Origin of the sequence: Ensifer sp. Root1252, assembly GCF_001425885.1 — a bacterium.
In the GTDB taxonomy this organism is placed as follows: Bacteria; Pseudomonadota; Alphaproteobacteria; order Rhizobiales; family Rhizobiaceae; genus Ensifer; species Ensifer canadensis.
In genome coordinates this window covers 305,388-329,254 of record NZ_LMDT01000012.1, presented here as the reverse complement: position 1 = coordinate 329,254, position 23,867 = coordinate 305,388, and the positions used below count along the sequence as shown (strand labels likewise).

General features: G+C 62.2%; 23 protein-coding genes and 1 pseudogene. 10 read left to right on the top strand and 14 right to left on the bottom strand.

Annotated features, from left to right (window positions below; translation table 11 throughout):
* Positions 1-38: 38 nt before the first annotated feature.
* Positions 39-1,413, top strand: a pseudogene (locus ASD02_RS14095) (IS1182 family transposase).
* Positions 1,414-1,811: 398 nt separating this feature from the next.
* Here the strand turns inward: ASD02_RS14095 and ASD02_RS14090 are convergent.
* From ASD02_RS14090 to ASD02_RS14075, 3 genes are all read right to left on the bottom strand, one after another.
* Positions 1,812-2,768: an MYG1 family protein gene (locus ASD02_RS14090; RefSeq protein WP_025427581.1), complete on the bottom strand. Its 957-nt coding sequence runs from the start codon at positions 2,766-2,768 to the stop codon at positions 1,812-1,814.
* A 335-nt stretch (positions 2,769-3,103) separates the two neighbouring features.
* Positions 3,104-4,066, bottom strand: coding sequence for a helix-turn-helix domain-containing GNAT family N-acetyltransferase (locus ASD02_RS14080; protein ID WP_025427583.1), 963 nt, complete (start codon positions 4,064-4,066; stop codon positions 3,104-3,106).
* 83 nt (positions 4,067-4,149) lie between these two features.
* Complete coding sequence (locus ASD02_RS14075) at positions 4,150-4,782, bottom strand: LysE family translocator (protein ID WP_025427584.1); 633 nt, start codon at positions 4,780-4,782, stop codon at positions 4,150-4,152.
* 325 nt (positions 4,783-5,107) lie between these two features.
* On the opposite strand from ASD02_RS14075, the gene ASD02_RS14070 reads away from it, so the two are divergent.
* Positions 5,108-5,491 carry a hypothetical protein gene (locus ASD02_RS14070; RefSeq protein WP_025427585.1) on the top strand — a complete coding sequence of 128 codons (384 nt, stop codon included), beginning with the start codon at positions 5,108-5,110 and terminating at the stop codon, positions 5,489-5,491.
* Positions 5,492-5,893: 402 nt separating this feature from the next.
* The gene (locus tag ASD02_RS14065; RefSeq protein WP_025427586.1) at positions 5,894-6,139 is read left to right on the top strand and encodes a helix-turn-helix domain-containing protein; all 246 of its coding nucleotides are present in this window, start codon (positions 5,894-5,896) and stop codon (positions 6,137-6,139) included.
* 289 nt (positions 6,140-6,428) lie between these two features.
* Here the strand turns inward: ASD02_RS14065 and ASD02_RS14060 are convergent, their stop codons facing one another.
* The 8 genes from ASD02_RS14060 to ASD02_RS14020 all read right to left on the bottom strand — a co-directional run bounded on the left by ASD02_RS14060 (position 6,429) and on the right by ASD02_RS14020 (position 13,789).
* Complete coding sequence (locus tag ASD02_RS14060; RefSeq protein ID WP_225906316.1) at positions 6,429-7,106, bottom strand: NUDIX domain-containing protein; 678 nt, start codon at positions 7,104-7,106, stop codon at positions 6,429-6,431.
* A 37-nt stretch (positions 7,107-7,143) separates the two neighbouring features.
* Positions 7,144-8,163: a ketol-acid reductoisomerase gene (ilvC, locus tag ASD02_RS14055; protein WP_025427588.1), complete on the bottom strand. Its 1,020-nt coding sequence runs from the start codon at positions 8,161-8,163 to the stop codon at positions 7,144-7,146.
* 248 nt (positions 8,164-8,411) lie between these two features.
* Positions 8,412-9,059 carry a TetR/AcrR family transcriptional regulator C-terminal domain-containing protein gene (locus ASD02_RS14050; protein ID WP_025427589.1) on the bottom strand — a complete coding sequence of 216 codons (648 nt, stop codon included), beginning with the start codon at positions 9,057-9,059 and terminating at the stop codon, positions 8,412-8,414.
* Positions 9,060-9,637: 578 nt separating this feature from the next.
* Complete coding sequence (locus ASD02_RS14040) at positions 9,638-10,876, bottom strand: NAD(P)/FAD-dependent oxidoreductase (protein WP_025427593.1); 1,239 nt, start codon at positions 10,874-10,876, stop codon at positions 9,638-9,640.
* Positions 10,877-11,119: 243 nt separating this feature from the next.
* Positions 11,120-11,386 carry a DUF2277 domain-containing protein gene (locus ASD02_RS14035; RefSeq protein ID WP_025427594.1) on the bottom strand — a complete coding sequence of 89 codons (267 nt, stop codon included), beginning with the start codon at positions 11,384-11,386 and terminating at the stop codon, positions 11,120-11,122.
* A 174-nt stretch (positions 11,387-11,560) separates the two neighbouring features.
* Positions 11,561-12,493 carry a ribose-phosphate pyrophosphokinase gene (locus ASD02_RS14030; RefSeq protein ID WP_025427595.1) on the bottom strand — a complete coding sequence of 311 codons (933 nt, stop codon included), beginning with the start codon at positions 12,491-12,493 and terminating at the stop codon, positions 11,561-11,563.
* A gap of 223 nt (positions 12,494-12,716) precedes the next feature.
* Complete coding sequence (locus tag ASD02_RS14025) at positions 12,717-13,166, bottom strand: VOC family protein (protein ID WP_025427596.1); 450 nt, start codon at positions 13,164-13,166, stop codon at positions 12,717-12,719.
* A gap of 290 nt (positions 13,167-13,456) precedes the next feature.
* The gene (locus tag ASD02_RS14020; protein WP_025427597.1) at positions 13,457-13,789 is read right to left on the bottom strand and encodes a TetR family transcriptional regulator C-terminal domain-containing protein; all 333 of its coding nucleotides are present in this window, start codon (positions 13,787-13,789) and stop codon (positions 13,457-13,459) included.
* A gap of 201 nt (positions 13,790-13,990) precedes the next feature.
* Between ASD02_RS14020 and ASD02_RS14015 the strand changes: the two genes are divergently transcribed.
* The 4 genes from ASD02_RS14015 (at position 13,991) to ASD02_RS14000 (ending at position 18,618) form a co-directional block, all read left to right on the top strand.
* A complete protein-coding gene (locus ASD02_RS14015) occupies positions 13,991-15,325 on the top strand; it encodes an efflux RND transporter periplasmic adaptor subunit (RefSeq protein ID WP_025427598.1) in 1,335 nt (444 codons plus the stop codon).
* Positions 15,326-15,333: 8 nt separating this feature from the next.
* Positions 15,334-17,277, top strand: a complete 1,944-nt coding sequence (locus ASD02_RS14010; RefSeq protein ID WP_025427599.1) for a MacB family efflux pump subunit — start codon at positions 15,334-15,336, stop codon at positions 17,275-17,277.
* Positions 17,278-17,329: 52 nt separating this feature from the next.
* Positions 17,330-17,848, top strand: a complete 519-nt coding sequence (locus tag ASD02_RS14005; protein ID WP_225906317.1) for a hypothetical protein — start codon at positions 17,330-17,332, stop codon at positions 17,846-17,848.
* 77 nt (positions 17,849-17,925) lie between these two features.
* Complete coding sequence (locus ASD02_RS14000) at positions 17,926-18,618, top strand: Type 1 glutamine amidotransferase-like domain-containing protein (protein ID WP_244494218.1); 693 nt, start codon at positions 17,926-17,928, stop codon at positions 18,616-18,618.
* Positions 18,619-18,766: 148 nt separating this feature from the next.
* On the opposite strand, the gene ASD02_RS38195 is transcribed toward ASD02_RS14000, so the two are convergent.
* Positions 18,767-19,015: a DUF1127 domain-containing protein gene (locus tag ASD02_RS38195; protein WP_128090489.1), complete on the bottom strand. Its 249-nt coding sequence runs from the start codon at positions 19,013-19,015 to the stop codon at positions 18,767-18,769.
* 74 nt (positions 19,016-19,089) lie between these two features.
* Between ASD02_RS38195 and ASD02_RS13990 the strand changes: the two genes are divergently transcribed.
* Entirely contained in the window at positions 19,090-19,995 is a 906-nt protein-coding gene (locus ASD02_RS13990) for a LysR family transcriptional regulator (protein WP_025427603.1), read from the top strand.
* Between the two features lie 49 nt (positions 19,996-20,044).
* On the opposite strand, the gene ASD02_RS13985 is transcribed toward ASD02_RS13990, so the two are convergent.
* Positions 20,045-20,578, bottom strand: coding sequence for a hypothetical protein (locus ASD02_RS13985; RefSeq protein ID WP_025427604.1), 534 nt, complete (start codon positions 20,576-20,578; stop codon positions 20,045-20,047).
* A gap of 135 nt (positions 20,579-20,713) precedes the next feature.
* Complete coding sequence (locus tag ASD02_RS13980) at positions 20,714-21,121, bottom strand: GFA family protein (RefSeq protein WP_025427605.1); 408 nt, start codon at positions 21,119-21,121, stop codon at positions 20,714-20,716.
* A 312-nt stretch (positions 21,122-21,433) separates the two neighbouring features.
* Here ASD02_RS13980 and ASD02_RS13975 point away from each other — a divergent pair, with 312 nt between their 5' ends.
* Together ASD02_RS13975 and ASD02_RS13970 are read left to right on the top strand one after the other, a co-directional pair.
* Complete coding sequence (locus ASD02_RS13975) at positions 21,434-22,435, top strand: threo-3-hydroxy-L-aspartate ammonia-lyase (protein WP_244494217.1); 1,002 nt, start codon at positions 21,434-21,436, stop codon at positions 22,433-22,435.
* A 587-nt stretch (positions 22,436-23,022) separates the two neighbouring features.
* A complete protein-coding gene (locus ASD02_RS13970) occupies positions 23,023-23,772 on the top strand; it encodes an SDR family oxidoreductase (RefSeq protein ID WP_025427607.1) in 750 nt (249 codons plus the stop codon).
* Positions 23,773-23,867: the final 95 nt, after the last annotated feature.

Below are 23,867 nucleotides of genomic sequence, written 5' to 3'. Positions count from 1 at the left end.
GATTCAATCCTCTGAGTGATTTGCAGGGGATCAGGTGAATGATGGGATGTCAGGCGGCTCCGGCGCAGCTCTTCTACGACTTCTGCCTCAAAGATCACGTCCCTGCTGACCATCTGCTGCGCGGGATAGACCGCCATCTCGACCTCGACAGCGTGCGAGCACCGTTGAAGCCGTTCTACAGCAACACAGGTCGTCCTTCGGTTGCCCCTGAGCTGATGATGCGGATGCTGATCATCGGCTATTCGATGGGTATCCGCTCGGAACGGCGACTTTGCGAGGAAGTCCACCTCAACCTTGCCTATCGTTGGTTCTGCCGCCTCGGACTGGACGGCAAGGTACCGGATCACTCCAGCTTCTCGAAGAACCGTCATGGCCGGTTCCGGCAAAGCGACATCCTGCGGCACCTATTCGAGACGGTGGTGGAACGCTGTCTTGCCCAGGGACTGGTGGGCGCGGAAGGGTTTGCCGTCGATGCCTGATCGCCGCAGACGCCAACAAGCAGCGTTCTGTGCCTGGTGCGGAGTGGGAAGTCAAAGACGATGCCAGCCGCTCGGTCCAGGAATACCTTGCAGTTCTTGATGATGCCGCTTTCGGTGCGGCATCGCCGGTGACGCCGAAGTTCATCTCGCCTTCCGATCCAGCAGCGCAGTGGACGGGTGCCCACAAAGGCCATGCCTTCTTCGCCTACGCCACCAACTATCTGATCGATACCGATCATGGCGTCATTCTGGACGTGGAGGCGACACGTGCGATCCGCCAGGCAGAGGTCGGAGCATCCCGCACAATGCTCGACAGGACCGAGAACCGCTTCGGCTTGAAGCCAGACTATCTGGCAGCCGATAGCGCTTATGGTTCTGCCGACAATCTGGCCTGGCTGGTCAAGGAGAAGAAGATCGCGCCGCACATTCCTGTCTTCGACAAATCGAACCGGACGGACGGGACCTTCTCGCGTTCGGACTTCACCTTGGAGGCCGAGAATGATCGCTACGTCTGCCCTGCGGGAAAGGAATTGAAGCAGTTCCATCGAACCTATGCAACGCCCAGATCAGGGATCACGAGCGAAGGAACACGACTCTATCGCGCCAGCAAAAAGAACTGCGACCCGTGCGAATTAAAGCTTCGCTGCTGCCCGAACATGCCTATGCGCAAGGTGCCGCGTGATCTCAACGAGGATGCCCGCGATGTTGCCCGAGCTATTGCCACCACACCTGAATACGTGCAGTCCGACATCGTCGCAAGAAGGTAGAAATGCTCTTTGCCCACCTCAAGCGCATTCTGCGGATGGCGCGTTTGAGGCTAAGAGGACCGTGCGGTGCGCGAGACGAATTCTTGCTGGCAGCAACCGCCCAAAACCTCAGGAGGCTCGCGAAACTCAGGCCGCAAAGGTCGCTATACCGCGCCATCGCCGCATGAGCGCGGCATACATCGATACCTTGCGCTAAGGCGCAGGGCAGATAACCGATGACCCCGCGCCCAAAAGACCAAATCGGGCGGATGGGCGGAAATCCATCGAGTTTTTCAACGAAATCGGCCGACTGCGGACGTAATGATTGCAAAGCGCCAGAAAGAAAGCCAGTCCGGCAAAGACGACGACAGGCAGATACTGCGGCCGCTTCGCGAATAGGTTGGTGCCATCAGCCGGCTGCGGGCGGGAACTCTCTCCCCACATAAGCCGTATCCCGCATGCCGGACACAGAGAGTGCTTGGCCGTTTCTGGTCACTTCGGCCAAGTCCGACGAGTGGTGCAGCGCTTCCTCAACAAGCCCAGGGCAGCAAGTGGTCGGACTGCACCACAATCGTCACTCGATGGCTCACGCCACCTGAGCAGCCGTCGCTTGCCCTTGCGCGACAGAGACAGCCTCCGTTACCGCCAGTTCCGCCATCGCCAGCGCTGCCTCGCGGGTTTTGGCGGCGGCGATGAAGCGGCCGTTGTGGCAGAAGGTGGCGCCCGCAACGCCGCAGGCGGCCTCGAGGTCGGCGTTGGTGAGGCCGGCCCAGGCGGCCGGCAGGTCGGCGCGCAGCTCGAAGCCCTCGTCGGCGCGGCGGATGCCGGTCAGGCACCAGTCCTTGTCGCGCGGGTGGACGACAAACAGCAGGTGATCGGCGCCTGCCTTGACGATGGCGGGACGGAACGGCATGCCCATCGGCAGCTCCAGCACACGGGCCTCGCCGGTATCGACGATCGCCTGGTGCACGACGGCTTCCGCACGCAGTTTTGCGGCGCTACGGCCGATGCTGGCCTCGACGAAACTGCGGGCGATGGCGAGGGCTGAATGGAAGGCGCGATCATCGGCGCCGGGATCGGTCTCGTCGAAAACCGGTTTCAGGGTTTCGAGCAGCGCCGGCAGCGTCAGTCCGGCGAGCGGCCCGGCAACGGAGGGGCTGAGCGCGCCATTGTCCACCAGATCGATTGGCAGCACGAAGCTCTTGTCGAAGGAGGCGTGCACCGCCTCGACATGCGCTTCCGGGACACCGGAGGCGGCGAGATAATCGCGGCCATAATGCTTCCAGATCAGGCCGAACGAGCTGTAGGGCTGGCCATCATCGCGCAGCGGTGCGCCGCGCTGGTGATGGTCGAAGATCCTGGTTTCAGCGTCATAGGCGCCGCCGACGTCGTAGATGATGCGGTCGGTGCCGGGTGTGATCCACTCCGGCGCCCGGCTGCGCACGATCTTCGCCTCAGGGAACAGCCGGGTCAGGATGACGCTCGACATGAGCTCATCGGCATGGAAGCCACCGGAATGGGTGACGAGGAATTCTGGGCTCATGCCGGGATACGCCTTGTGGTTTTCTGAAGAAAGTTCGCCCGAGGGGCGTTTGCGATGGCACCAGATAGCCTTTGCCAGACGCCATCTCAACCCTCTGATCGCTTATTCCGGGGTTCGCGCCCTCATCCGGCACGGCCTTGCGTTTCAGACGGAGGTGCTTTCGGTTCCGGCCCGGAACACCAAGCGGCGGCCCGATCCGGAGGATTTCGCCGCACGCGGATAGGCCGCCGTCAACCCACAACGGATCTGCCGCCGGGGCGCAGCCCCGCGCCGTTGCCCCGCTATGCGGGACGATGGATGGGAACCACGCGGCGCGGACAGAAGACCTGTGCCTCTTATCGCTCGCCGGCCACTTTCCGTTTCACCCCCTGCCCGAGATCGAGCGACCAGGTCTGGCCCACCAGGTCCTTGCCGAAGGAATGGTGCGGCGCCTCCTCGGTGAGCGTGAAGCCGGCGCGCTCGTAGATGCGCCGGGCCGAGGTCAGCACGCTGTTGGTCCACAGCACCAGCGTGTGATAGCCGACAGTGCGGGCGCGCTCGATGCAGGCGGCAACCAGCGCCGCCCCGACGCCGCGTCCGCGCGCATCCGGCTCGACATAGAGCAGCCGCAGCTTGGCCACATCAGGCTTGTCGCCGGCCACGAGGAAGATCGAGCCGACGACGCGGCCGTCGATTTCGGCGATCCAGGCGGCCTCGCGGGCCGGGTCGAAGGATTTTACGAAATCCGCGAGGATGCCCGCAGCCAGCGCCTCATACTCCTGGTTCCAGCCATATTCCTGAACATACAGCACGGTCTGGCGATGGATGATCCAGCCGAGATCGCCCGGCTTCAGATCGCGCAGCATTAAGTCCCCGCCTGCCTTGTCCTCAAGGATCTCGCTGATGGTGCTGGTGGCCGCGATCAACCGCTTGCGCTCGGTCGATGGCAATGTATCCAGCAGCTTGCCGATCGCCTCGCGGGTGTTCTGCTCCAGGGCGGTGAACGCCTTGCGCCCGGCAGGGGTGAGCGAAATCGGCTGGCGGCGGCCACCCTCCGGATGGTCCGACTTCTCGACCAGCCCGCGATCGGAGAACCGCTTTAGCGTGCGGCTGAGCTGGGCACGGTCGACTTGAAGCGTCCGCATCAGCTCGGCCGCCGTCGTCTCTTGCCGATGGGCAAGCTCGTAGAGGATACGCGCTTCGGTGAGCGTGAACGGGCTCTGGTCGAGATGGGCGTTCAACAGGCCCAGACGGTTGGTGTAGAGACGGTTGAAGGCGCGCAGCGCCGCCACATCAGGGTGATCGTTGGTGAGTGCCATGGGAAATGATCCAGCATGAGTTGACTCAATCAACAACGGTTTGTTGATTGAGTCAACATAAAATGGCAATCGGTCGAGGCGTATTAGTTCCTGGCCCCGAGCGCCAGCCGGCAGGCAAGGCCAGCAAAGACGGTGGCGAGCAGATATTGCGGCAGCTTCTTGAAGCGGGTGGGCGACGTGAACCGGCTGCGGATCCGGCCGCCAAGCAGGATCACCGCGCCATTGACGAGAAAGCCGATGCCGTTCAGCACCGTCGCCAGCACCAGCGTCTGCACGATCATCGCGCCGTTTTCGGGCCGAATGAACTGCGGAAACAGCGCCAGCACGAACAGCGCCATCTTCGGGTTGAGCAGGTTGGTGAGCAACCCCTCGCCAAAAATCCGCCGGAGTGACAGCCGCTTCAGCGACGCGGACGGCGAAAAGTCGATCGCCTGCGAGCGCAGGGTCTTGAAGGCGAGATAGAGCAGATAGGCGCAGCCGACCCAGCGCACGATCTCATAGGCGATCGGCACGGTGGCGATCAGCTGCGACAGTCCGAGGGCGGCGGCAAGCGCATGGCAATAGGTGCCGAGCGCGATTCCGGCATAGGTGAGGAACCCCGCCCCCTGCCCCTGGCTGACGCTGCGTGAAGCGATCAGCAGCATATCGGGACCGGGCGTGGCGGTTAGCACCAGCGACGCGGCGGCAAAAAGTGCAAGTGTGGAAAAATCCGGCATGACATCTTCCTTTGAGGTGGCCGGAATTTCGGTTTAGCCGGATTCGTGGGAATGGCAAGGCCGGCGTGAAAGCCGCCTTACGGCCTGTGGGGATGCGGGGTCGGCAAAAGCGGGTGCATCATGCGGTTGCGAGCTCAAGTGCCAGCATTGTGGAATATCGGGCGCAAGGCTGATGATCGCCGTTCGCCCATCACTTGGACGCTTGCTTGCCGCGCGAAGAACCAATGCGGATTTCGGCATTCGACAACAAGACAGATCCAAGTTGTATTCGACATGATTTGACCGTAGGAGACGTTGTCATATTGTAATCAGGGGTTGAAACTTAATGACCATTTCATTCAAGCGATTGCTCGCAGCCACGCTGATCGGCTTTACCCTCATGCCGGGTCTGGCCCACGCGGAATCCTTGGCCCAGCTCGAAAAGCAGGGCTATAAGGTCAGCAAACTCACCAAGAACAAGGCCGGCCTGCATGGCTGGGTCGCATCGAACGGCGACAAGCGCTTCTTCTGCCGCATGAATGTCAGCATAGCCGTTGTCAGCAAGAAAGAGCTGGTCAGCATCACCTCGGCCGGTAACCTGGTCAAGCTGAACCGCGCCACCTTCGAAGCGACATTGGGTGGGCCTGATCCGTCCCTGCCCCTCTGGAGCGACCTTCAGGCCGGCCGCGTCAAGGCGCCTCACGTCAAGGGCTGCACGCCCCTTCGCTGACCGACACGGGGCAGGCCTGCTCCCTGCTCTGGGCGCGGGTCTGCTGCAGGATTGCCCGGCAGTACCCTCCGCAGACAGTGACGACGCAAAGCCAGCCACCGGCGATGTTCCTTTCACCGCAAAAGTCATGCCCGCACCAGTTTTTTTTGAGCGGGCACACCCGTCGCCTCAGGCACTATATCATAAGGTTTCCAAACGATTTTTCATTGCGGCAGACGCTTGCCTGCCAAAGGGCCCAGCGGCTCTGTCCACTCAAAAATGCCGGGACCAGCTTGCCTTGGCGATCGCCCTGACTATATTAGCGAGGCCTGAACGCCTCTCATTATTCGAGTCGCACGATATTTTCGGGCCCCCTTCACCCGACGAAACTCCTTGTCGGTGGACGAACGAAGGAGACACTTCATGTCCTTTAAGAAAAATCTGAATAAGGCTTCCGACGCCACTGTTTCGCGTGTCAGCATCGGAGCCGCTGTAAAGCGTTCGCGTGAATCCCACGGCTACACCGTCGATGATATGTCGGTAACCACAGGCCTGACGGAAACGGAAATCTCCAAGGTCGAACTTGGTGCCGATACCGATCCCGTCAAGCTGCAGCGCATCGCTGCCGCCCTGCAAGTCTCGCCTACCACCTTCACCGCCACACACTAACGGCGGTGCCGGGCACATAGTGTCCGGGCCGGGCACATGCCCACCCCGAAATGCGACCTACGATAGACCATTCTCTTGCAGCAAGGCTCAACCGCCGCTGCTTCAAGCCGAGAGTCTGGACTGAAATCTGGCCCAGCGGCCATTGGCTCAAAAAGGGAAAGCCGGGGTTTTCGCCCCGGCTTCCTTCGTTTTTGGAAAGCTCTTCCGCAAAGACGTTCATTGCCGCAACGGACCCACCGTCATGCTCACCGCAATGTTTTGCCTCCCGTGACGTCGATCAGTGCTCTCCTCACCGTCCCGGTGAACGGACAAGGCGATTGGATCCCTGGGAGAAAAACGTGGAAACCGGATAAGGCAATGCGAGTGGCGGCATCTCGTCCGGCCCGAAATATCGAAGCGATCTTGTCTCGCTGTCTGTCCACTCCCCGCAGTCGTCAACGATCCGGCACCCGAACAGTGTGACGATGTATTCGACGTGATCGCCATTCGGATAGGTGTAGCGAAATTCCCGCCCACCGAAGACGCCGAGAATGGTTGCAGGCACAACCGTAAGGCCGGTCTCCTCCACCACCTCGCGAATGACGGCCTCCTGCGGCGTTTCGCCGGGCTCGATAGCGCCGGCAGGCAGGCTCCACCCCTCGCCCGAAGATTTCTCCTGCAGCAGCAGATTGCCCGCGTGGTCATGGATGACGGCGGCGACGGAGGGAAGCAGGAGCAAGCGGTTTCCGATCAAACCGCGCAGTTCCGCCAGATACGATCTCATCGGGCTCATCGGGGCGCTTTCCATGAGGTAGCGGGCCAATGTCGAACACCGGGACGAATTAGGCAAGTGCCTCCATGAGGCGTGGTCGCGCCCGACGTCGATCCTGGCATCCGTTTCCTCGACAGCACGCCGCGCAATGGTCGAGCCCGCCTGCGGCGGCGCGGCGACGATCGCTTGCTGCAGCAACGAAAAAAGCCGGAGCATGCGCCCCGGCCTTTCCTATGCATTTGATCGCTAAAACTTAGTTCTTCGCCTTGTCGACCAGCTTGTTCTTGCCGATCCACGGCATCATGCCGCGCAGCTTGGCGCCGACTTCTTCGATCTGGTGGTTGTCGTTGACCCGGCGGATGCCCTTGAAGCGGGCCGCACCCGACTTGTATTCCTGCATCCATTCCGAGGTGAACTTGCCGGTCTGGATGTCGGTGAGAACGCGCTTCATCTCGGCCTTGGTTTCTGCCGTGATGATCCGCGGGCCGGTGACGTATTCGCCCCACTCTGCCGTGTTCGAGATCGAGTAGTTCATGTTGGCGATGCCGCCTTCATAGATCAGGTCGACGATCAGCTTGACTTCGTGCAGGCACTCGAAATAGGCCATTTCCGGCGCGTAGCCGCCTTCGACCAGCGTTTCGAAGCCGGCGCGGATGAGCTCGACGAGACCGCCGCACAGAACTGCCTGTTCGCCGAAGAGGTCGGTTTCGCACTCTTCCTTGAAGTTGGTTTCGATGATGCCCGAACGGCCGCCGCCGACGCCGCAGGCGTAGGAGAGCGCGAGGTCAAGGGCGTTGCCCGAAGCGTCCTGGTGAACGGCAACGAGGCAGGGAACGCCGCCGCCCTTCTGGTATTCGCCGCGAACCGTGTGGCCCGGGCCCTTCGGTGCGATCATGACGACGTCGAGCGTCGCCTTCGGCTCGATCAGGCCGAAGTGAACGTTGAGGCCGTGTGCGAATGCGATGGCAGCACCGTCACGGATGTTGCCGGCGATGTCAGCCGTGTAGATTTCGGCCTGCAGTTCGTCCGGCGTTGCCATCATGATCAGGTCGGCCCACTTGGCAGCTTCGGCGACCGAAAGAACCTGGAGGCCATCGGCCTCGACCTTGGCAGCCGTTGGCGAACCCGGCTTCAGCGCGACGCGGATTTCCTTGGCGCCGGAATCCTTCAGGTTCAGCGCGTGGGCGCGGCCCTGGCTGCCGTAGCCGACGATGGCGACCTTCTTGGACTTGATGAGGTTGATGTCGGCATCACGATCGTAATAGACGCGCATTTGAATGGTCCTTCCCGTTGCTATCAGTTGTATTTCCGCTGCACGATGCCTGAACCGGGATCGATCCAGGCGCCATGCAGCAATTCCGTTTCTGCAGCGGCCTTTGCGCGTCTTCAACACGCGGCGCTGCAATTCAGTTCTGCAGCGGCCTTTGCGTGTCTTCGACACGCGCCGCTGCAATTTCAGTTCCGCAGCGACCTTTGCGTGTCTTCGACACGCGGCGCTGCAGGCGGAGATCTCCCCCGCCGTTAAACCTTCCGGCCGTAGAGCGTGAGAAAGGCGCTGACCGCCTGCTCCGCCTTGCGGCCGAAACTCTTTTTCATCTCGCCGGCCTCTTCGCCGAGCAGCATCTTCAGGTGCCAGTCGGAAACGACCAGCCCGTAAAGCGCGCCATAGGCTTCGTCGGCATCGTCAAACGCGAGCAGCCCCGCCTTGCGGCCGGCCTCCAGCAGAGCGGCAGCACGCCGCCCGATCTGCCGGCGTCCGCGCTCCTGCAGCATGTGGCCGAGCTTGGAGCCTTCGCGGCTCGCCTGGCCGATCGCCAGCCGGTTCAGCGCCAGCGACACGTCGCCGGCAAGAACCTCGAGCAGATCCTTGGCGAAGACAACCAGATGCCGGCTCAGGCTTTCGGCGTCGAGCGCGCTCGCGGCGACATCCAGCGTGCGCACCTTGCTCGCCTGGAAACCGATCATCGCCGATAACAGCCCGTCGCGATCGCCGAACCACTTGTAGAGGCTTTCCTTCGAACAGTTGGCAGCCCGCGCGACACCGGCGGTCGTCAGCGCCTTCTCGCCGCCGTCAACAAGCAGACGCAACGCCTCTTCGAGGACGACACCCTGACGCTCGGTCAGGCCGCTCCCGGCATTCGCCTCTTTTGTCGCAGCAACGCTTTGCACCTGGCTCCACCCATTTGAGTACCGTACGGTACGGTTCGCAGTGTTCTAATCAAGCGCGACGGAAGCGTCAAGGCGATTTTGTCGAGTGGGCGAAATTTCGACAGCGGCAGCGGATGTGGATCCTCATGGGCTGAGGATGCAAAACTGGAAGAGCTCGACGCCCCGCGGGATAGAAGGATGTCGTCGTGATCTTGTGCTTAACCAACGCTCCGAGTTTCAGGGACACCCGCTATTTCCGGCACGACAGCGACGCAATCTCTGCATGCCGCTGCGCGCTTGCCGGCGTTGGTGCGATGGCAACCATGCGCCACCAGCAGACATTCAGGTCCTCGCTTATCTTCGACTGGCTCGGGCCGGAAGTGGACGCACTGCTTCCAGCGGTAATCGATGGCAGACATTCCCGCGCAGAAGCGAAGTCCTTGGCTGATCCCTGGAGACCATTGCCTTCGCCCAGTCGGAACGTCGCCAAGGGGCGAGACGTGACACTGGTGGTGGCGGCGCAAAACAGCGGCTGACAATCTGTCGGCCTCTGATCCCGGCCCTGACCGTCAGGAACTTCTTGACCATGCCGAAGGCGGTCACGAATGCCCCGCGATATGGTCGACAAGGCGAGGCGCTTCCTCGGCGATCGCCAGGATGATGCCTGACTTGCGTGTGGAGGCGAAGTCCAGCCCTGCGAAATAGAGGCCCGGCAGGGCGGCCACGCCATCCTCATGAACAGGCTGTCCCGCGCTGTCGAGCACACCGGGAAGCCTCATCCAGCTGAAATCGCCCTTGAACCCGGTGCACCACACCACGCTCGCTATGCCGGAGCGGGAGAGATCGAGCGAACCGATCGGCGGGTTCTGTCGACGCAGCGCGACCGTCTCCGCCGGGTCGGGCTCGGCAGGGGGCGCATCGATCCCGGCGCGGCTGATATAGTCGTCGACATGGCGTTTGACAGTGTCGGAGGCTTCATCCGCAAAGCGGACATTCGCTTCGAGATCGTCGGCAAACGAGAGGTTGCCGCCATCCTCGATGCCGGTGAGACGCCCAAGAAGCGCGACACCTTGGGCGCTCAGCGCCTGAAGGCTTATCGTATGCACCGAGCCGAGCACACCGCGCGGCGGGATGCGTCCCGCAAGTCGAATGACCTCCTCTCGCCGCACGTCGAGAAACCCGCTTTCGAGCAGCCAGACCATGATGTCGCGACCCCGGTAGCGCCGCGGGAGCCGCCCGACACGACTGGTCGCAAGGAAGACCTTTCGGCCCGCTTCCGCCAATTCCTCGGCGATCTGAGCACCCGATTGGCCGCTTCCGACCACCAGTACCGATCCATCTGGCAAATCAGCAGTGCTGCGGTAGCCGGAAGCGTCGATCTGATGGAGAGCCGGCGACAACGCGGGCGCCCAGACCGGGCGCACCGGGCAATTCAAGCAGCCGCTTGCGACGATAACGTTGTGCGCCCAAAGCGTGCCGTGTGAAGTGGTGAGCCGATAGGCGCCATTCTCGTGCGCGAGTTCGCTTACCGCGGTATCCGGTTCGATCGGCAGCGTGTTGCGCCGGGCGAAATCCTCAAGCAGAGCGACGAACTGCTCGCCCGTCATGGCACCATCCGGATCCGGACCGTCATAGCAGTCGCCCGGCATGACGGTCTGCACATTGGGAGTATTCATCCGAAAGCAGTCCCATCGCTGTGTGCGCCAGGTCTCTCCGATGCGGCCCCGCTCCAAGACACTGTGGCGCAGGCCCCGTCGTGCCAGCCAATAGCTGACACCCAGGCCGGCCCAGCCGGCCCCGATGACGACAGCATCGAGAACATCGCCGTCATCAGTCATCTGCTGCGGTGATCCCATAATCGCCCCCGGCAATCCCGCCATCCCCGCGCAGCATTAAGCCCTGTCGACGGCAACGAGTCCAGCGCCGCCGATTTCCGCGCGGCTGGCCGTTCGCATTCCGGTTCGCGGCCCTCTCGCCAGACCGCAAGGCGATCCCGCCTGATGCGAAGCAGATCGCTTCGTCGCTGGTGCGGTGACTGTGAAAGAGCTCCCGTCGATCTCCGGTGCGTGACAGGACTCCCCTTACGCGAACCGGGCCGCTGTTCTCGCGCGCGCCCTTGCCGCGACTTCCTCGCGATCGCGAGGGGGTTGAGAAGTCTCCAGCGAATCCAGCAGCTCGCGGGCGCATGCCGCGACTGAATTGACCGCGCGCTCGAACGCAGCCTCATTGCGTTTCGATGGTTTGTTCGTGCCGCTCACCTTGCGCACGAACTGTAGCGCGGCGTCACGAATCTCCTCGTTCGTCGCAGGCGGATCAAAATTGAACAAGGGTTTGATATTCCGGCACATGACTTGCTCCCGGGCGTGTCACTGACAGGAGGGTGGCGAAGCATACGAAAATAGTCGCGTGAGCGCCAATTGCAACGGACGGGCCAAGCCGGGCCGCGTGGGAACGCTGCGCACTGCATGCCCGGAAAACGAGCGTGATCTTGGCTGACGGTTGCAATCGCGCCATGAGCCGGATCAGTTGAAAAGGGTTGAAACGCTTTGCTCCCTGGCGGTGCGAGCGAGGGCTTCGCCGATCAGCGGCGCAATTGTGACGCGTCGGATATTGGCGGTCTGGCGGTGAGCTTCGGTTTCCTGAATGGAATCGGTCACGACCAATTCCTTGAGGTTGCTGGCGCCAATGCGTTCACAGGCGCCTTCGGAAAGCACACCATGGGTGATGTAGGCAGAAACCTCCTTGGCACCAGCCTCCAGCAGGGCTTCCGCCGCATTGATCAGCGTGCCGCCGCTATCTGCGATGTCGTCGATCAGAAGACAACTTTGCCCGGACACATCGCCAATGATGCCCATCACTTCCGAGACACCGGCGCGGGGTCGCCGTTTATCGACAATGGCAAGATCGGCACCAATGCGCTTGGCGATGGCGCGAGCCCGCGCCACGCCGCCCACGTCGGGCGAAACGATCGTCAAGTTCTTGGTGTCGTAGTGCTTTTCAATATCGCGGGTCATCACCGGCGCTGAATAAAGATTATCGGTCGGTATATCGAAAAAGCCCTGAATCTGGTCGGTATGGAGATCGACGGTGATGACGCGGTTAACACCTGCACCGGCAATCATATTGGCGACCAGCTTGGCCGAGATCGGAGTGCGGCCGGTGGCGCGGCGATCCTGGCGAGCATAGCCGAAATACGGGATCACGGCCGTGATCCGGCGGGCAGACGAGCGGCGCAGTGCATCGGTCAGGATCAGCAACTCCATCAGATTGCCGTCGGCGGGGGCGCTCGTTGACTGGAGAATGTACACGTCCTCGCCGCGCACATTCTCATGGATTTGAACGTAGATTTCCTGGTCGGCGAAACGCTTGACCGTACAGTCTATGAGGGGAAGTTCCAGGTGGCTGGCAATAGCCTGGGCCAGGGCGCGGTTCGAGTTACCGGTCACCAGCTTCATCAGCGCGATCCTGTTTCAAGGGGCCTTCGAGAGGAAAAGACCTTCCAGTTTCGCGGGGCACCTTCAGAGCCTTCCCCCAGACTCGCAACACGGCACCTCGCATTGCTTGCGCAATAGGGCGAAAACGTCGGGAGAAATCAAGATTTATCTGCCGCAGAGGCCTGTGCTTCGAGACTGATTTTTGCGGCAGCCCAATGACCGGTTTGGGCTCCACAAGCGGTCGTCAGCATCTCGGTCGATTACCTATCTGCTCAAGCTCAAGGACGTTTCCCTCCGGATCGCGCGCATAAGCAATAAGAAATGGCTTATCCGGCGTCCCAAAGTCCGTGATTTCGCCGATCTGCGCCCCGCCGGCTTGGATGATTTCCGCGAGCACCACGCTGATATCTTCCATCTGGAATGACAGGTGCCCGAAACCGGGCTCATTCACCCTTGGCTGGTCTCGATCATGAGTGACCTTGTGCTCATGTATCTCCAAGAATGGGCGTTCGAGTTCGGGGAATGTCAGCCAGATCGTATATATCTCAGAGTTCGAAATACCATTGCCGCGCGACACTTTTTCCCCGGACACCATCTTGGGTTCACGAAGGGATTCGCATTTCATGACATTCATGTAGAACGCTGCGAGCGCTTCCGCATTTCGGGCTACCAAGTTGATGTGGGCAAGTTTCATGACGGTCGATATCCTCGGCTATGAGGCAACCATATTCATTGGTCGGGAACAACGAAAGAAGTCTCCTTCAGGCCGTCAACGGTCATTGGAGGCATTTGCCAGGCAGGACCGCATTCATGCGCCTGGGGCTCGGCGTTTGTACCCCTGATCCGCCTGCCGGCATCTTCTACAACGAGTGTGGCGAGCTTGTCGCCAGATCCTCGCAACCTGAGCGCAGAGGACAGCCGCGTCCCCTCTTCCCGCCTGAGGCCAGCGCAAATCTCGCAAGGCTTTTGAAGCGCGCCCGCGCCTCAGGCGCCGGTGCGCCGGTGGGCTGGAATGACGCCGCCAAGGATGCCGCGCACCAGAATGCGTACCGCCTGCGCCCGGCCAGCATCATCCGCTGAACGCTCCAGAAGCTGAACCAGCGATAGCCCCTCCAAACCGGCGAGCAAGGCTTGCGCGTGGACGCGCGCCCCGCCCTCGCTCACGCCATCGCCACCCAACCGCTGCAAAACTGCCGCGAGCGCCTCGGTCCCCCGCGCCAGCCGGGCGGAGAAGATCGCTGCAATCCGCTCGCTGCGGTGGCTGGCGCCGACGATCTCGAGCCAGGCCGCCGCCTCGCCGGCGTTCCAATCCCGCATCTGACGGTCTCGGGGCTGAAGGGGTAACACCAGGGGCATCCTGGTTGCGGGGAGCACTCCGCCTCCCCGCAGCCAAAACATTACAATAATATAATGATCTCAATGCTTCCCGCTCCGGCCGTTTGTGCCTATTTGCTGCTAGGATGAATCGCGCCTGGAACGATGGCGCTGGCAAGGCCAGGTATGGGGCCGGGTATGGGCATGAACAAGACAGGCAAGACGGCACGCACCGAGACCACCGCACGCGAGGAAGCGACGCCCAACGTCACCTTCATTCCCGGTGCCACCCCCATCCGGCGCAAGCGACGCACGCGCACCTGGCTGTGGATCCCCGTCGTCCTCGCCGTCCTCGGCGCCGGCTATTATGGCTGGACGCGCTATGCGACCAATCCGACCGGGGCTGCCATGGTCACCCAGGCCGTTATGCGCGGCGACATCGAAAACAGCGTCACCGCCGTCGGCACACTTGATGCGGTCAAATCGGTCGATGCCGGCGCCCAGGTCTCCGGCCAGTTGAAGGCCCTGCATTTCGATATCGGCGACAAGGTCGAGCAGAACCAGCTCGTTGCCGAAATCGACCCCGCCACCATCGAAAACCGGATCGAGATCGACCAGGCCGAGCTTGCCAATCTCCAGGCGCAGCTCGTGTCGAAGAAGGCCCAGCTCGTGTTGAAACAGGCCAATATCGATCGCCAGCGCAATCTGGTCGCCGCCAACAGCATCGCCCAGTCGACGCTCGACCAGGCAATCGCCGATCTTGCCGCCGCCGAGGCCGACGTCAACGCCATCGAAGCGCAGATCCGCAAGCAGCAGGCGACCCTTGCCGGCGACAAGGTCGATCTCGGCTACACCAAGATCTTCGCGCCGATGGGCGGCACCATCGTCGCCAACCCGGCCAAGGAAGGCCAGACGCTGAACGCCAACCAGACGACGCCGACCATCGTCACCATTGCCGATCTCTCGACCATGACCGTCAAGGCGCAGGTGTCTGAGGCCGATGTCGGCAAGCTCAAGGTCGGCATGGACGCCTATTTCACCCTGCTCGGCCAGCCGGGAAAACGCTTCGAAGGCAAGCTGCGCCAGATCCAGCCGATGCCGGACACGGCAAACAACGTCGTGCTTTATTACGCCCTGTTCGACGTTCCCAATCCTGATGGCGAGTTGATGATGTCGATGAGCGCCCAGGTGTTCTTCGTTCAGTCATCAGCCAAGGACGTGCTGATCGTGCCGAGTGCTGCGCTGCGCATGACCGGCGAGAAGGATGGCGGCCAAGCGGCCGGCAAGCGTGGCGGCAATGCGAACGCCGCCGGTGGCAAGGCAGGCGCTGCCGGCGGCAGCGCCGAGCTCACCGTGGTCACACCCTCGGGCGCGCCCGAAACCCGCGCCGTCGACGTCGGCATCCGCAACCGCGTCAACGCCGAGATCACGAGCGGCCTCAATGAAGGCGACACCGTCGTCGTCGCCACCGGCACCGATACCCCGGCGGCGAGCACCCGTGGCAGCCAGCGCGGCATGCGCATGCCGCCGATGTTCTGAGACCGGCCATGACCCCGCTCCTCTCGCTCCGGCACGTCAGCAAGACCTATTTCAACGGCGATCTCGCCGTCGAGGTGCTGCATGGCGTCTCGCTCGACATCGAGGCCGGCGAGTTCGTCGCGATCATCGGCCAGTCCGGCTCGGGCAAGTCGACGCTGATGAACATTCTCGGCTGCCTCGACCAGCCGACCGAGGGCGACTATCTCATCGACGGCGAGCGGGTGTCGGGCTTCGACACCGACGAACTGGCGGCGCTCAGGCGGCGCACCTTCGGCTTCGTCTTCCAGAGCTACAATCTCATCCCCACCGCAAGCGCACAGGAAAACGTCGAGGTGCCGGCCGTCTATGCCGGCATGTCGGCACGAGACCGTCACGATCGCGCAGGCGCCCTGCTGCATCAGCTGAAGCTCGGCGAGCGGCTCGACCACCGCCCAAACCAGCTTTCCGGCGGCCAGCAGCAGCGGGTATCGATCGCCCGCGCGCTGATGAACGGCGGCCGCGTGGTGCTGGCGGACGAACCGACCGGCGCGCTCGACAGCCAGAGCGGCTCCGACGTCATGGCGCTCTTGCGCGACATGAACGACAATGGCCATACGGTCATCGTCATCACCCACTCACGCGAGGTCGCCGAACAGGCCGACCGGCTGATCGAGATCCATGACGGCCGCATCGTCGCCGACCGCACCAAGAAGAGCCGCAGCAATCCGGACGCAGCCCATGCGCTCAGCCGGACGGTGAGCGAGGGCTCGGCTGCGATCGCCGACGTCACCGAAGCGGTGAAGATGGCGTTCCGGGCGTTGCGCGCCAATCTCTTCCGCACCATCCTCACTTTGCTCGGCATCGTCATCGGCGTCGGCTCGGTCGTCGCCATGCTGGCGATCGGCACCGGCGCGCAGGATTCCGTGCTCAGCCGCATTTCCTCCATGGGCTCCGACCTCCTGGTGGTCAGGCCGAGCATGGCCAATTTCCGCGGCAGCGCCGGCGGCAGCAATGTCACCCTTGTTCCTGCCGATGCCGACGCCATCCTCGAGGTACCGAATGTCGCCTTCGCCGTGCCCGAGTTGACCAGCACCGTCACGGTCCGGCGCGGCAATGTCGACTACCAGACCAGTGCCAACGGCACGGTGCCGCAGTTCACCACCGCCAAATCCTGGAAGATACAGCAGGGCGAATTCCTCACCCAGGACGACATGGACACCTATGCGCCGGTGGCGGTCCTCGGTCAGACCGTGGTCAAGACGCTGTTTCCTGAAGGAGACAATCCGCTCGGGCAGTATGTGCTCGTCAACAAGATCCCCTTCCAGGTCATCGGCGTGATGGCGGAAATGGGCGCCACCTCCTTCGGCAACGACCAGGACGACGTCGTGCTCGTGCCGCTGACGACGGGCAGCATGCGCCTCTTCGGCCAGCGCAACGTGCGCACCATCACCGTGCAGGTGAAGGACGCGGCCGCCATCGACATCACGCAGCAGACCATCCAGGCGCTTCTCAACCAGCGGCACAAGCGCGAGGACACCCAGATCACCAACATGTCGTCGGTGCGCGAAGCCTTCACCGAAACCTCCAATACGATGAAGCTGTTTCTCGGCTCGGTCGCCGCCATCTCGCTGCTCGTCGGCGGCATCGGCGTGATGAATATCATGCTGGTCTCGGTCAGCGAGCGCACCCGCGAAATCGGCGTGCGCATGGCAACCGGCGCGCGCCAGCGTGACATCCTCCTGCAGTTCATCATCGAGGCGCTGGTCGTCTCGGCGATCGGCGGCACGCTCGGCGTCGTCCTCGGTCTCGGCACCGGAGCGCTCGCCGGCCAGTTCGGCATGCCCGTTTCGTTCACGCTCGGCCCCGTCGCACTCGCCTTCGCCTGCGCCTTTTTGACTGGCCTCGTCTTCGGCTTCCTCCCCGCCCGCAATGCTTCCCGCCTGCAGCCGGCGGTGGCACTCAGTGCCGATTGAGGCAAGCGGAGATTTTTCAACGAAATCCGCCCATTGCCGACACTCTTGTGTCATGCAACAACAACGCGAAATCCCTTATCAGGCGCATTTAGCACTCGGCATGCAACGCAAGAAACCGCTTTATCGCAAGGTGAACACCCGAACGCACGGTGTGCGGCACGGTGACGGCGGCGAGTGGCGAGAGTCACGAGGCACAAAGGCCGTCAAACTGGATCTGTCTCATAACGGCTCGATGCACTCTCACCACCGGCATGGATTGGACTACACACCGCTGTTCCGGTTTCTCCTTTCACGCGTTGGCAACGATTGGAACGAAACCTACAGCGAAGCCGTCGCTCGGATTGATCGCTCTGATCCCATCTTTTGGCTGGTCGCCCGAAGCGAAGATGAACGACAGCCGTATGTGCGCCTCGGCGAGAGCTCATACTACAGCGGCCTATATGTTGATGAGAACAAGCACCTGGCATTGGTGGACCCGACGCTCACCGTCGACAATATGAAGCCCACTTGCAGATGCTGTACACACACTTTCAACGGGGAACGCTTCACACAGCCGTATGACGAGAGTTGAAGCGGCATCATGTAGCCACCGAGACTTTGCCAATCTTTGCATTCTGACCGGATCGCTTGACAAACCAAGAGGATTACTTGCTCAACCTCATATTCTACAGCGACCAGCTTTTCCCCGAATGTTCGGCAATCGACCTCCGGCTCGTGGACTTGCTGAAGGCCCGCGGCGGCGGAAACCGCATCGCCTATGTCGCCTCCGGCCCGGAACCGGACCGCAGCTTCTTTCTGGCCGGCCAATCCTATTATGGCAGACACGATCTCGATCTCGCGCTGTTCTACGATCTCGACGAGCCGCATCCCGCCGAAGATTTCGCCGGGCTCTTCGCCTCAGACGCCATTCACCTCGCGGGCGGCCACACCGGTGAATTTCTGCAACGGCTGAAACGAAGCGGGATGCTCGGGCCGCTCCGCAATTGGGCGCCCTCCGGCGGCATCCTCATCGGCGTCAGCGCCGGCGCCATTCTCATGGGCCCGACGATCGCCACCGACGCGCTCTTCATCGGCCGCAGACCGGAGGAGATAACGGACGGCAATGCCCTCGACCTCATGCCATTCGAGTTCTTCCCGCATCTTAGTGACGAGGACACCTACCTGCCCGACCTGCTGCGTTACAGCACCGGCACGGCGAGGCCGATCGTAGCATGCAACGATGGCGACGGTGTCGTTGTTGCGGGTGGAAAGATTGAGTGCGTGGGAAATCCGCTGTGGATCTCCGGTGGCGCCGTACGCGCGCCAGGCGAAATCGAGCTTGGCGGCTTTTCGATAGCGTAGCCCTCAGTTCGCGGCACTCGCGCTGGCGCTACGGCATGCCGCGCAAAACTGAACAGCGAAAAAACAAGAGCCGCGAGCGCGGCAAGAAGATCCTGAGATCGCGGCGCGTTTTCGCGCCGACGAGGCCGTCGCAGATGCCTTTCGTCGTCTACATCGCCCCCGCACGCGCGGCTTCGGAATATCGCGCAGTCGCTGCGGTTCCTCGCGACGACGCCGGCGCGCTTTCGGTGCGCCTTCCCTGCCACGCTTCGGCAGGTGTGACGCCGATGTCGTCCAGACGCTCCGCGTCCAGTTCGCGCAGATTTTGCAACTGCCAGAGCCGCGAGCGCGGCGAAGCGGCGAGAAAGAGGCCAAGTTCCCTGAGCATGTCGAACACCCATGTTTTGCTGCTGATCATGCTCGCATTGTGCAAGGCATCGATCTATAAATGAAGCTTGGATGTTCTATGCAATGCATAAGGATTTCTTTGGTATGGCAACCCTCAACCTGGACTACCTCAAAACCTTCGCGCTGGTCGCCGAACTCGGCAGCTTCTCCGCCGCCGCGGAGCGCCTGGGGCTGACGCAGCCGGCCATCAGCCTGCAGGTGCGCGCGCTGGAAAAGCAGCTCGGCGTGCGCCTCGTCGAGCGCGTCGGCCGCACTGCAAGGCCAAGTGCCGCCGGCGCCGAACTGCTTGCGCATGTTGGCCGCATCGAGGCCGCGACAAACGAGGCTGTCGACGCGGTGGCACGCCACTCCAAGGGCGTTCTCGGCCGCGTGCGGCTCGGCACCGGCGCCACCCCTTGCGCCTTCATGCTGCCGCCGCTTCTCGCCGATCTCAATTGCCGCTTTCCCGATCTCGACATCACCGTGGCGACGGGCAACAGCGCCGACATTGTCAGGGCTGTCGACGACAATCTGCTCGACATCGGGCTGGTCAGCCTCCCCGTCTCCGGCCGCATGTTCGAAGTCACCCCGCTTTTCGACGAGCGCTTCGTCGCCATCGCTCCGGCGGAGACCTCGCTCCCCGACACCGTGACGGCGGAGACATTGGCGCAACGACCGTTGATCCTTTACGAGCCGGGCGCCAACACCCGCCGGCTCACCGATGAATGGCTGGCGGCAGACGGCGGCACCGCCGTCAAACCGGTGATGGCGCTTGGCAGCGTCGCCGCGATCAAGGAGATGGTCGCCGTCGGCCTCGGCGCGGCGCTCGTTCCGGAGATCGCCTTGCGCGCGCATGATCGCGAACGGCTGGTCGTGCGACCGCTGTCGCCGCCACTCTCGCGCCGCTTCGCCCTCGTGCTGCGCCGCGACAAACGGCTTGATCGAGCCCTGCGCGAAACGCTGGCTGCCTTGAAGACGCTGGCGGCGCTGGAGCCGGAGCCCCTGATATAGGCTGCAAGGTTGCGGCCACGAGACCGGCGCATTGTTCCAGCCTTTCAAATCATGCAAGCGCGTCCAGTTGCCGCAAGAGCTTGAAGCCTACGTAGTCGCTGCACCGGAACTGCCGACGGTAGTAGCAGTCCCAATAGCTCATCACCCGGTCACAGGTGAGCTTATAAAACGCCGGATTTGCCTTGATAAATGTTGAGACAACGTCCCGCTCCAAGTCGGGCAGAGCCGCGTAGATGTCATGGATGATCTCGACGACGTATTCGCCGATCAACGCGATGACGAAAGGAATGGACCAGGGCTTATTGATGTGAAGGATTTCTTGCAGAGCGGCCTGACGTCCGAAGCCATCGGAACTGCGCGTCAGCATGCACAGTGCAATTTGGCGCCGTTGCAGGTTCAGCCCTACAAACTCCGGCTTTGTCGAGGGAAGAACCCGACCAGGTATGTGCAGGATCTCGCCGAGAACGTTGACCGAAAACGGTTCGGAAACGTAGTCGGAATTCAGTTTGAGTGCTGAAACAGCAATCGCGGACTGGGAGCGGAGTGCACTCGGGAAGGCTTCTGGAAACGTCTTTTCCACCATCAATCAACTCCAGAAATGCAGCCCCACCAGGGACATGTGGCCGCAACATTATCCGCGAGGCAATATCCCCGCAAAAGCTGACGGCTGCATCAAGAACTGCGTAACACAAGGGGTCAGGATTTTCAGAAACGAGCCCTACAGATGCCGCACCTCTGATGGTGTCGAGCCCCAGTCATCGTGCAGTCCGTCGAAGTAGGTGACGGGTGCGGCCATCAGTTCGTCGATATCGACGCCGTCGAGGCAGGCGACGTTGATGTTGTAATAGGTGTGTCCCGTCATGTTCGGTGCGTCGATCCGCTCGAACGGGCGCACGCCGCAATGGCTGCAGAAGAAATGATGGGCGACCGGGTTGCGACCGCGATAATCCGCTAGCGCCTCTTCGCCGGCGATCAGACGGAAAGCCGACGGCGCCACCTCCACCGACCACAGCCGCATCTTGGTACAGAGCGTGCAGTTGCACTTGCCGGTCCCGGCGCTGAGATCGACATCTGCCTCGATGTAAACTGCGCCGCAATGGCAGCTGCCAGTGTAGGTCTTCAGCATTCCGCCCCTCCCGCCTTGCCTGAAAATCCCAAATCCAAGGTCCTGCGGCGTGTGTGCGTCCCATCTGACGCGACGCTGCCAAGCCGCGCAAACTATGCCACCGGCCGCCGTTGTTGAAAATCGCGGAACTGTGCAGCAGATGCCTTAAAGCCGGTACAATGCGGCCTGGCCCGTGTCAGCGGTGTCATAAGGCAGATGGCGCCAATGGTTCTTCAACCTGGCTCGTGCAAACGCCGGCGCGATGCTACATTGCCGTGCCTTGGAAAATTCCCTCTCGGCCCAGGGCCACCGCGTGCGCAATGGAGGTTTCTCGTGGTCAATCCTGCACCGGCACCCGCTTCGCTGCGCATCCCGACCTTCGACGATGTCCAGACCGCCCGAGCACGCATCGCCGGCGCGGCGCACCGCACGCCTGTGTTGACATCGCGAACTGCCGACGCCCAAGCCGGAGCGACCGTATTTTTCAAGGCGGAGAACCTGCAGCGTGCGGGCGCTTTCAAATTCCGTGGCGCGTACAACGCCATCGCTGCGCTGGACGCACGCTCCCGGCAGAATGGTGCCGTCGCCTTTTCCTCAGGCAATCACGCCCAGGCACTCGCCTATGCCGCGAGACTCCAGGGTGTTTCGGCGACAGTGGTCATGCCGCGCGACGCTCCGGAGATAAAGGTGGCGGCGACCAGGGGCTATGGAGCCGAGATCGTCTTTTACGATCGATATACGGAAGATCGTGCGGAGATAAGCCTGCGCCTTGCCGCCGACCGGGGCGCAGCGCTGATCCCTCCCTATGACCACCCGGATGTCATCGCCGGACAGGGTACCGCAGCACTGGAACTGATCGAGGATGTCGGGGAGATCGATTTGCTCGTCGTTCCGCTGGGCGGCGGCGGTTTGCTTGCCGGCAGCGCGCTCAGCGCCAGGGCGCTTTTGCCCGCCTGCTCCATTGTTGGCGTCGAGCCCGAGGCGGGAAACGACGGCCAGCAATCATTGCGCAAGGGCGAAGTGGTTCAGATCCCGGTGCCGAAGTCGATCGCTGATGGCGCGCTTGTCACCCATGTCGGCAACCACAACTTCGCCATCCTGAAAGACACGGTCGATGACATCGTCACGGTTACTGATGGGCAACTGGTCGAGACGATGCGGTTCTTTGCCGAGCGCATGAAGATCGTCGTGGAACCGACCGGCTGCCTGGCCGCGGCGGGCGTTTTGCAGGGGGCAATCGCCTGTGGCGGAAAGCGGGTGGGTATTCTGTTGAGCGGCGGCAACATCGATCTGAAAACCTTCAGCGCACTTCTAGAGCGCCGTGCGTTCAGATGAACGCACAAAGGACGCTCTAGCACTTTGATCCTAGAGCATCTTATCCGCTTTCAGCGATTCCACTTGAAAGCAGGATGCTCTAGGCGGGCACTGAAGCGCGCACCCGCTTACCCTTCGGTTGCATCAATGCTAATATGCCCTCGATCGGTGAATGGGGATCGCCGCCATGATCGAGGGTCAAGCTTTCTACTATGTCCTGGTTTGGATGCTGGCTTTTGCCGTCTGGTTTTTCTTCTTCCGATGAATGTGAAGGATAGTCGGCCCTACAGCGCCGCGCGTCTTTTAGGATGCGCCAAGGTCGCTGTAGCACTTTGATTGACTGCATGTTTTTGCCCTTTGATCGGATAGGAGTAAAGGAAACATGCAGGTGCTTGAGCAGTCATCTTTGCCGCGGCGAACTTTCCAGGGTGCAGGGCAAACACGAGATCGTGGCAGATGCTACGCTTCGATCCGCTCAACCCTGACATCCGGACCGACCCTTCAAATTTTCGATGACCACCATCATTCAGTTGTCCCCATCGCAAATCGGGTGGGCGCTGCTTCTTGTCGGCGATACTCAGTGCGCCTCAACCAAGAGGAGCAAGTCCATGTCCATGCTGCAAGATAAGATCGCAATCGTCACCGGCGCGTCGTCGGGTATCGGCCGCGCGGTCGCAGAACTCTTCGCCACCGAAGGCGCGAAGGTGGTTTTGAACGCCCGCACCCAAGCACCACTCAATGCCGTGGTGGAGGCTATCCGTGCCGAGGGCGGCGAAGCGATCGCCGTCAGCGGCGATGTCGCTGACGAAGATACCCATGCCCGGCTGATTGAGGCCGCCATCAGCCGGTTCGGCGGCCTCGACATTGCCGTCAACAATGCCGGCGCCGTCGGCGCGGTCAGGCCGCTTGCCGAGATCACGGCCGCAGAATGGCAGGAGGTGCTGGCCGCCAACTTCACCTCCGCCTTCCTCGGCGCCCGCCACCAGATCCCGGCAATGCTCAAGCGCGGCGGCGGATCGCTGGTCTTCACCTCGACCTTCGTCGGCACCAGCGTCGGCATCCCCGGCATGGGCGCCTATGGCGCCTCCAAGGCGGGGTTGATGGGGCTGGTCAAGGGCATCACCGCCGACTATGGCGCGAGCGGCATCCGCGCCAATGCCCTGCTCCCGGGCGGCGTCGACACGCCGGCTGCCGGCAGCCAGGAGCAGAAGGAATGGGCCGCAGGCCTGCATGCGATGAAGCGGATCGCCCAACCGGAGGAAATCGCCCGGGCGGCGCTATTCCTGGCAAGCCCGATGGCAAGCTTCGTTGCCGGCACCGCGCTCTACGCCGATGGCGGCAACGCCGCGGTCAAATGACCATAGCGGCAACGCCGTTGTTGCGCGCCGGAGTAGATCGCCCCGGCGCCTTCGTTTGATGCCGCAGATCGGGGTGCAGTGCCTGCGAAGCTCGT

Bases quoted from the DNA above. Each gene is read 5' to 3' on its own strand.
- ASD02_RS14090 (WP_025427581.1), bottom strand. From the start codon at position 2,768: ATGAGCCCAGAATTCCTCGTCACCCATTCCGGTGGCTTCCATGCCGAT.
- ASD02_RS14080 (WP_025427583.1), bottom strand. From the start codon at position 4,066: ATGGCACTCACCAACGATCACCCTGATGTGGCGGCGCTGCGCGCCTTC.
- ASD02_RS14075 (WP_025427584.1), bottom strand. From the start codon at position 4,782: ATGCCGGATTTTTCCACACTTGCACTTTTTGCCGCCGCGTCGCTGGTG.
- ASD02_RS14070 (WP_025427585.1), top strand. From the start codon at position 5,108: ATGACCATTTCATTCAAGCGATTGCTCGCAGCCACGCTGATCGGCTTT.
- ASD02_RS14065 (WP_025427586.1), top strand. From the start codon at position 5,894: ATGTCCTTTAAGAAAAATCTGAATAAGGCTTCCGACGCCACTGTTTCG.
- ASD02_RS14060 (WP_225906316.1), bottom strand. From the start codon at position 7,106: ATGCTCCGGCTTTTTTCGTTGCTGCAGCAAGCGATCGTCGCCGCGCCG.
- ilvC (WP_025427588.1), bottom strand. From the start codon at position 8,163: ATGCGCGTCTATTACGATCGTGATGCCGACATCAACCTCATCAAGTCC.
- ASD02_RS14040 (WP_025427593.1), bottom strand. From the start codon at position 10,876: ATGACTGATGACGGCGATGTTCTCGATGCTGTCGTCATCGGGGCCGGC.
- ASD02_RS14035 (WP_025427594.1), bottom strand. From the start codon at position 11,386: ATGTGCCGGAATATCAAACCCTTGTTCAATTTTGATCCGCCTGCGACG.
- ASD02_RS14030 (WP_025427595.1), bottom strand. From the start codon at position 12,493: ATGAAGCTGGTGACCGGTAACTCGAACCGCGCCCTGGCCCAGGCTATT.
- ASD02_RS14025 (WP_025427596.1), bottom strand. From the start codon at position 13,166: ATGAAACTTGCCCACATCAACTTGGTAGCCCGAAATGCGGAAGCGCTC.
- ASD02_RS14020 (WP_025427597.1), bottom strand. From the start codon at position 13,789: ATGCGGGATTGGAACGCCGGCGAGGCGGCGGCCTGGCTCGAGATCGTC.
- ASD02_RS14015 (WP_025427598.1), top strand. From the start codon at position 13,991: ATGAACAAGACAGGCAAGACGGCACGCACCGAGACCACCGCACGCGAG.
- ASD02_RS14010 (WP_025427599.1), top strand. From the start codon at position 15,334: ATGACCCCGCTCCTCTCGCTCCGGCACGTCAGCAAGACCTATTTCAAC.
- ASD02_RS14005 (WP_225906317.1), top strand. From the start codon at position 17,330: ATGCAACAACAACGCGAAATCCCTTATCAGGCGCATTTAGCACTCGGC.
- ASD02_RS38195 (WP_128090489.1), bottom strand. From the start codon at position 19,015: ATGATCAGCAGCAAAACATGGGTGTTCGACATGCTCAGGGAACTTGGC.
- ASD02_RS13990 (WP_025427603.1), top strand. From the start codon at position 19,090: ATGGCAACCCTCAACCTGGACTACCTCAAAACCTTCGCGCTGGTCGCC.
- ASD02_RS13985 (WP_025427604.1), bottom strand. From the start codon at position 20,578: ATGGTGGAAAAGACGTTTCCAGAAGCCTTCCCGAGTGCACTCCGCTCC.
- ASD02_RS13980 (WP_025427605.1), bottom strand. From the start codon at position 21,121: ATGCTGAAGACCTACACTGGCAGCTGCCATTGCGGCGCAGTTTACATC.
- ASD02_RS13970 (WP_025427607.1), top strand. From the start codon at position 23,023: ATGTCCATGCTGCAAGATAAGATCGCAATCGTCACCGGCGCGTCGTCG.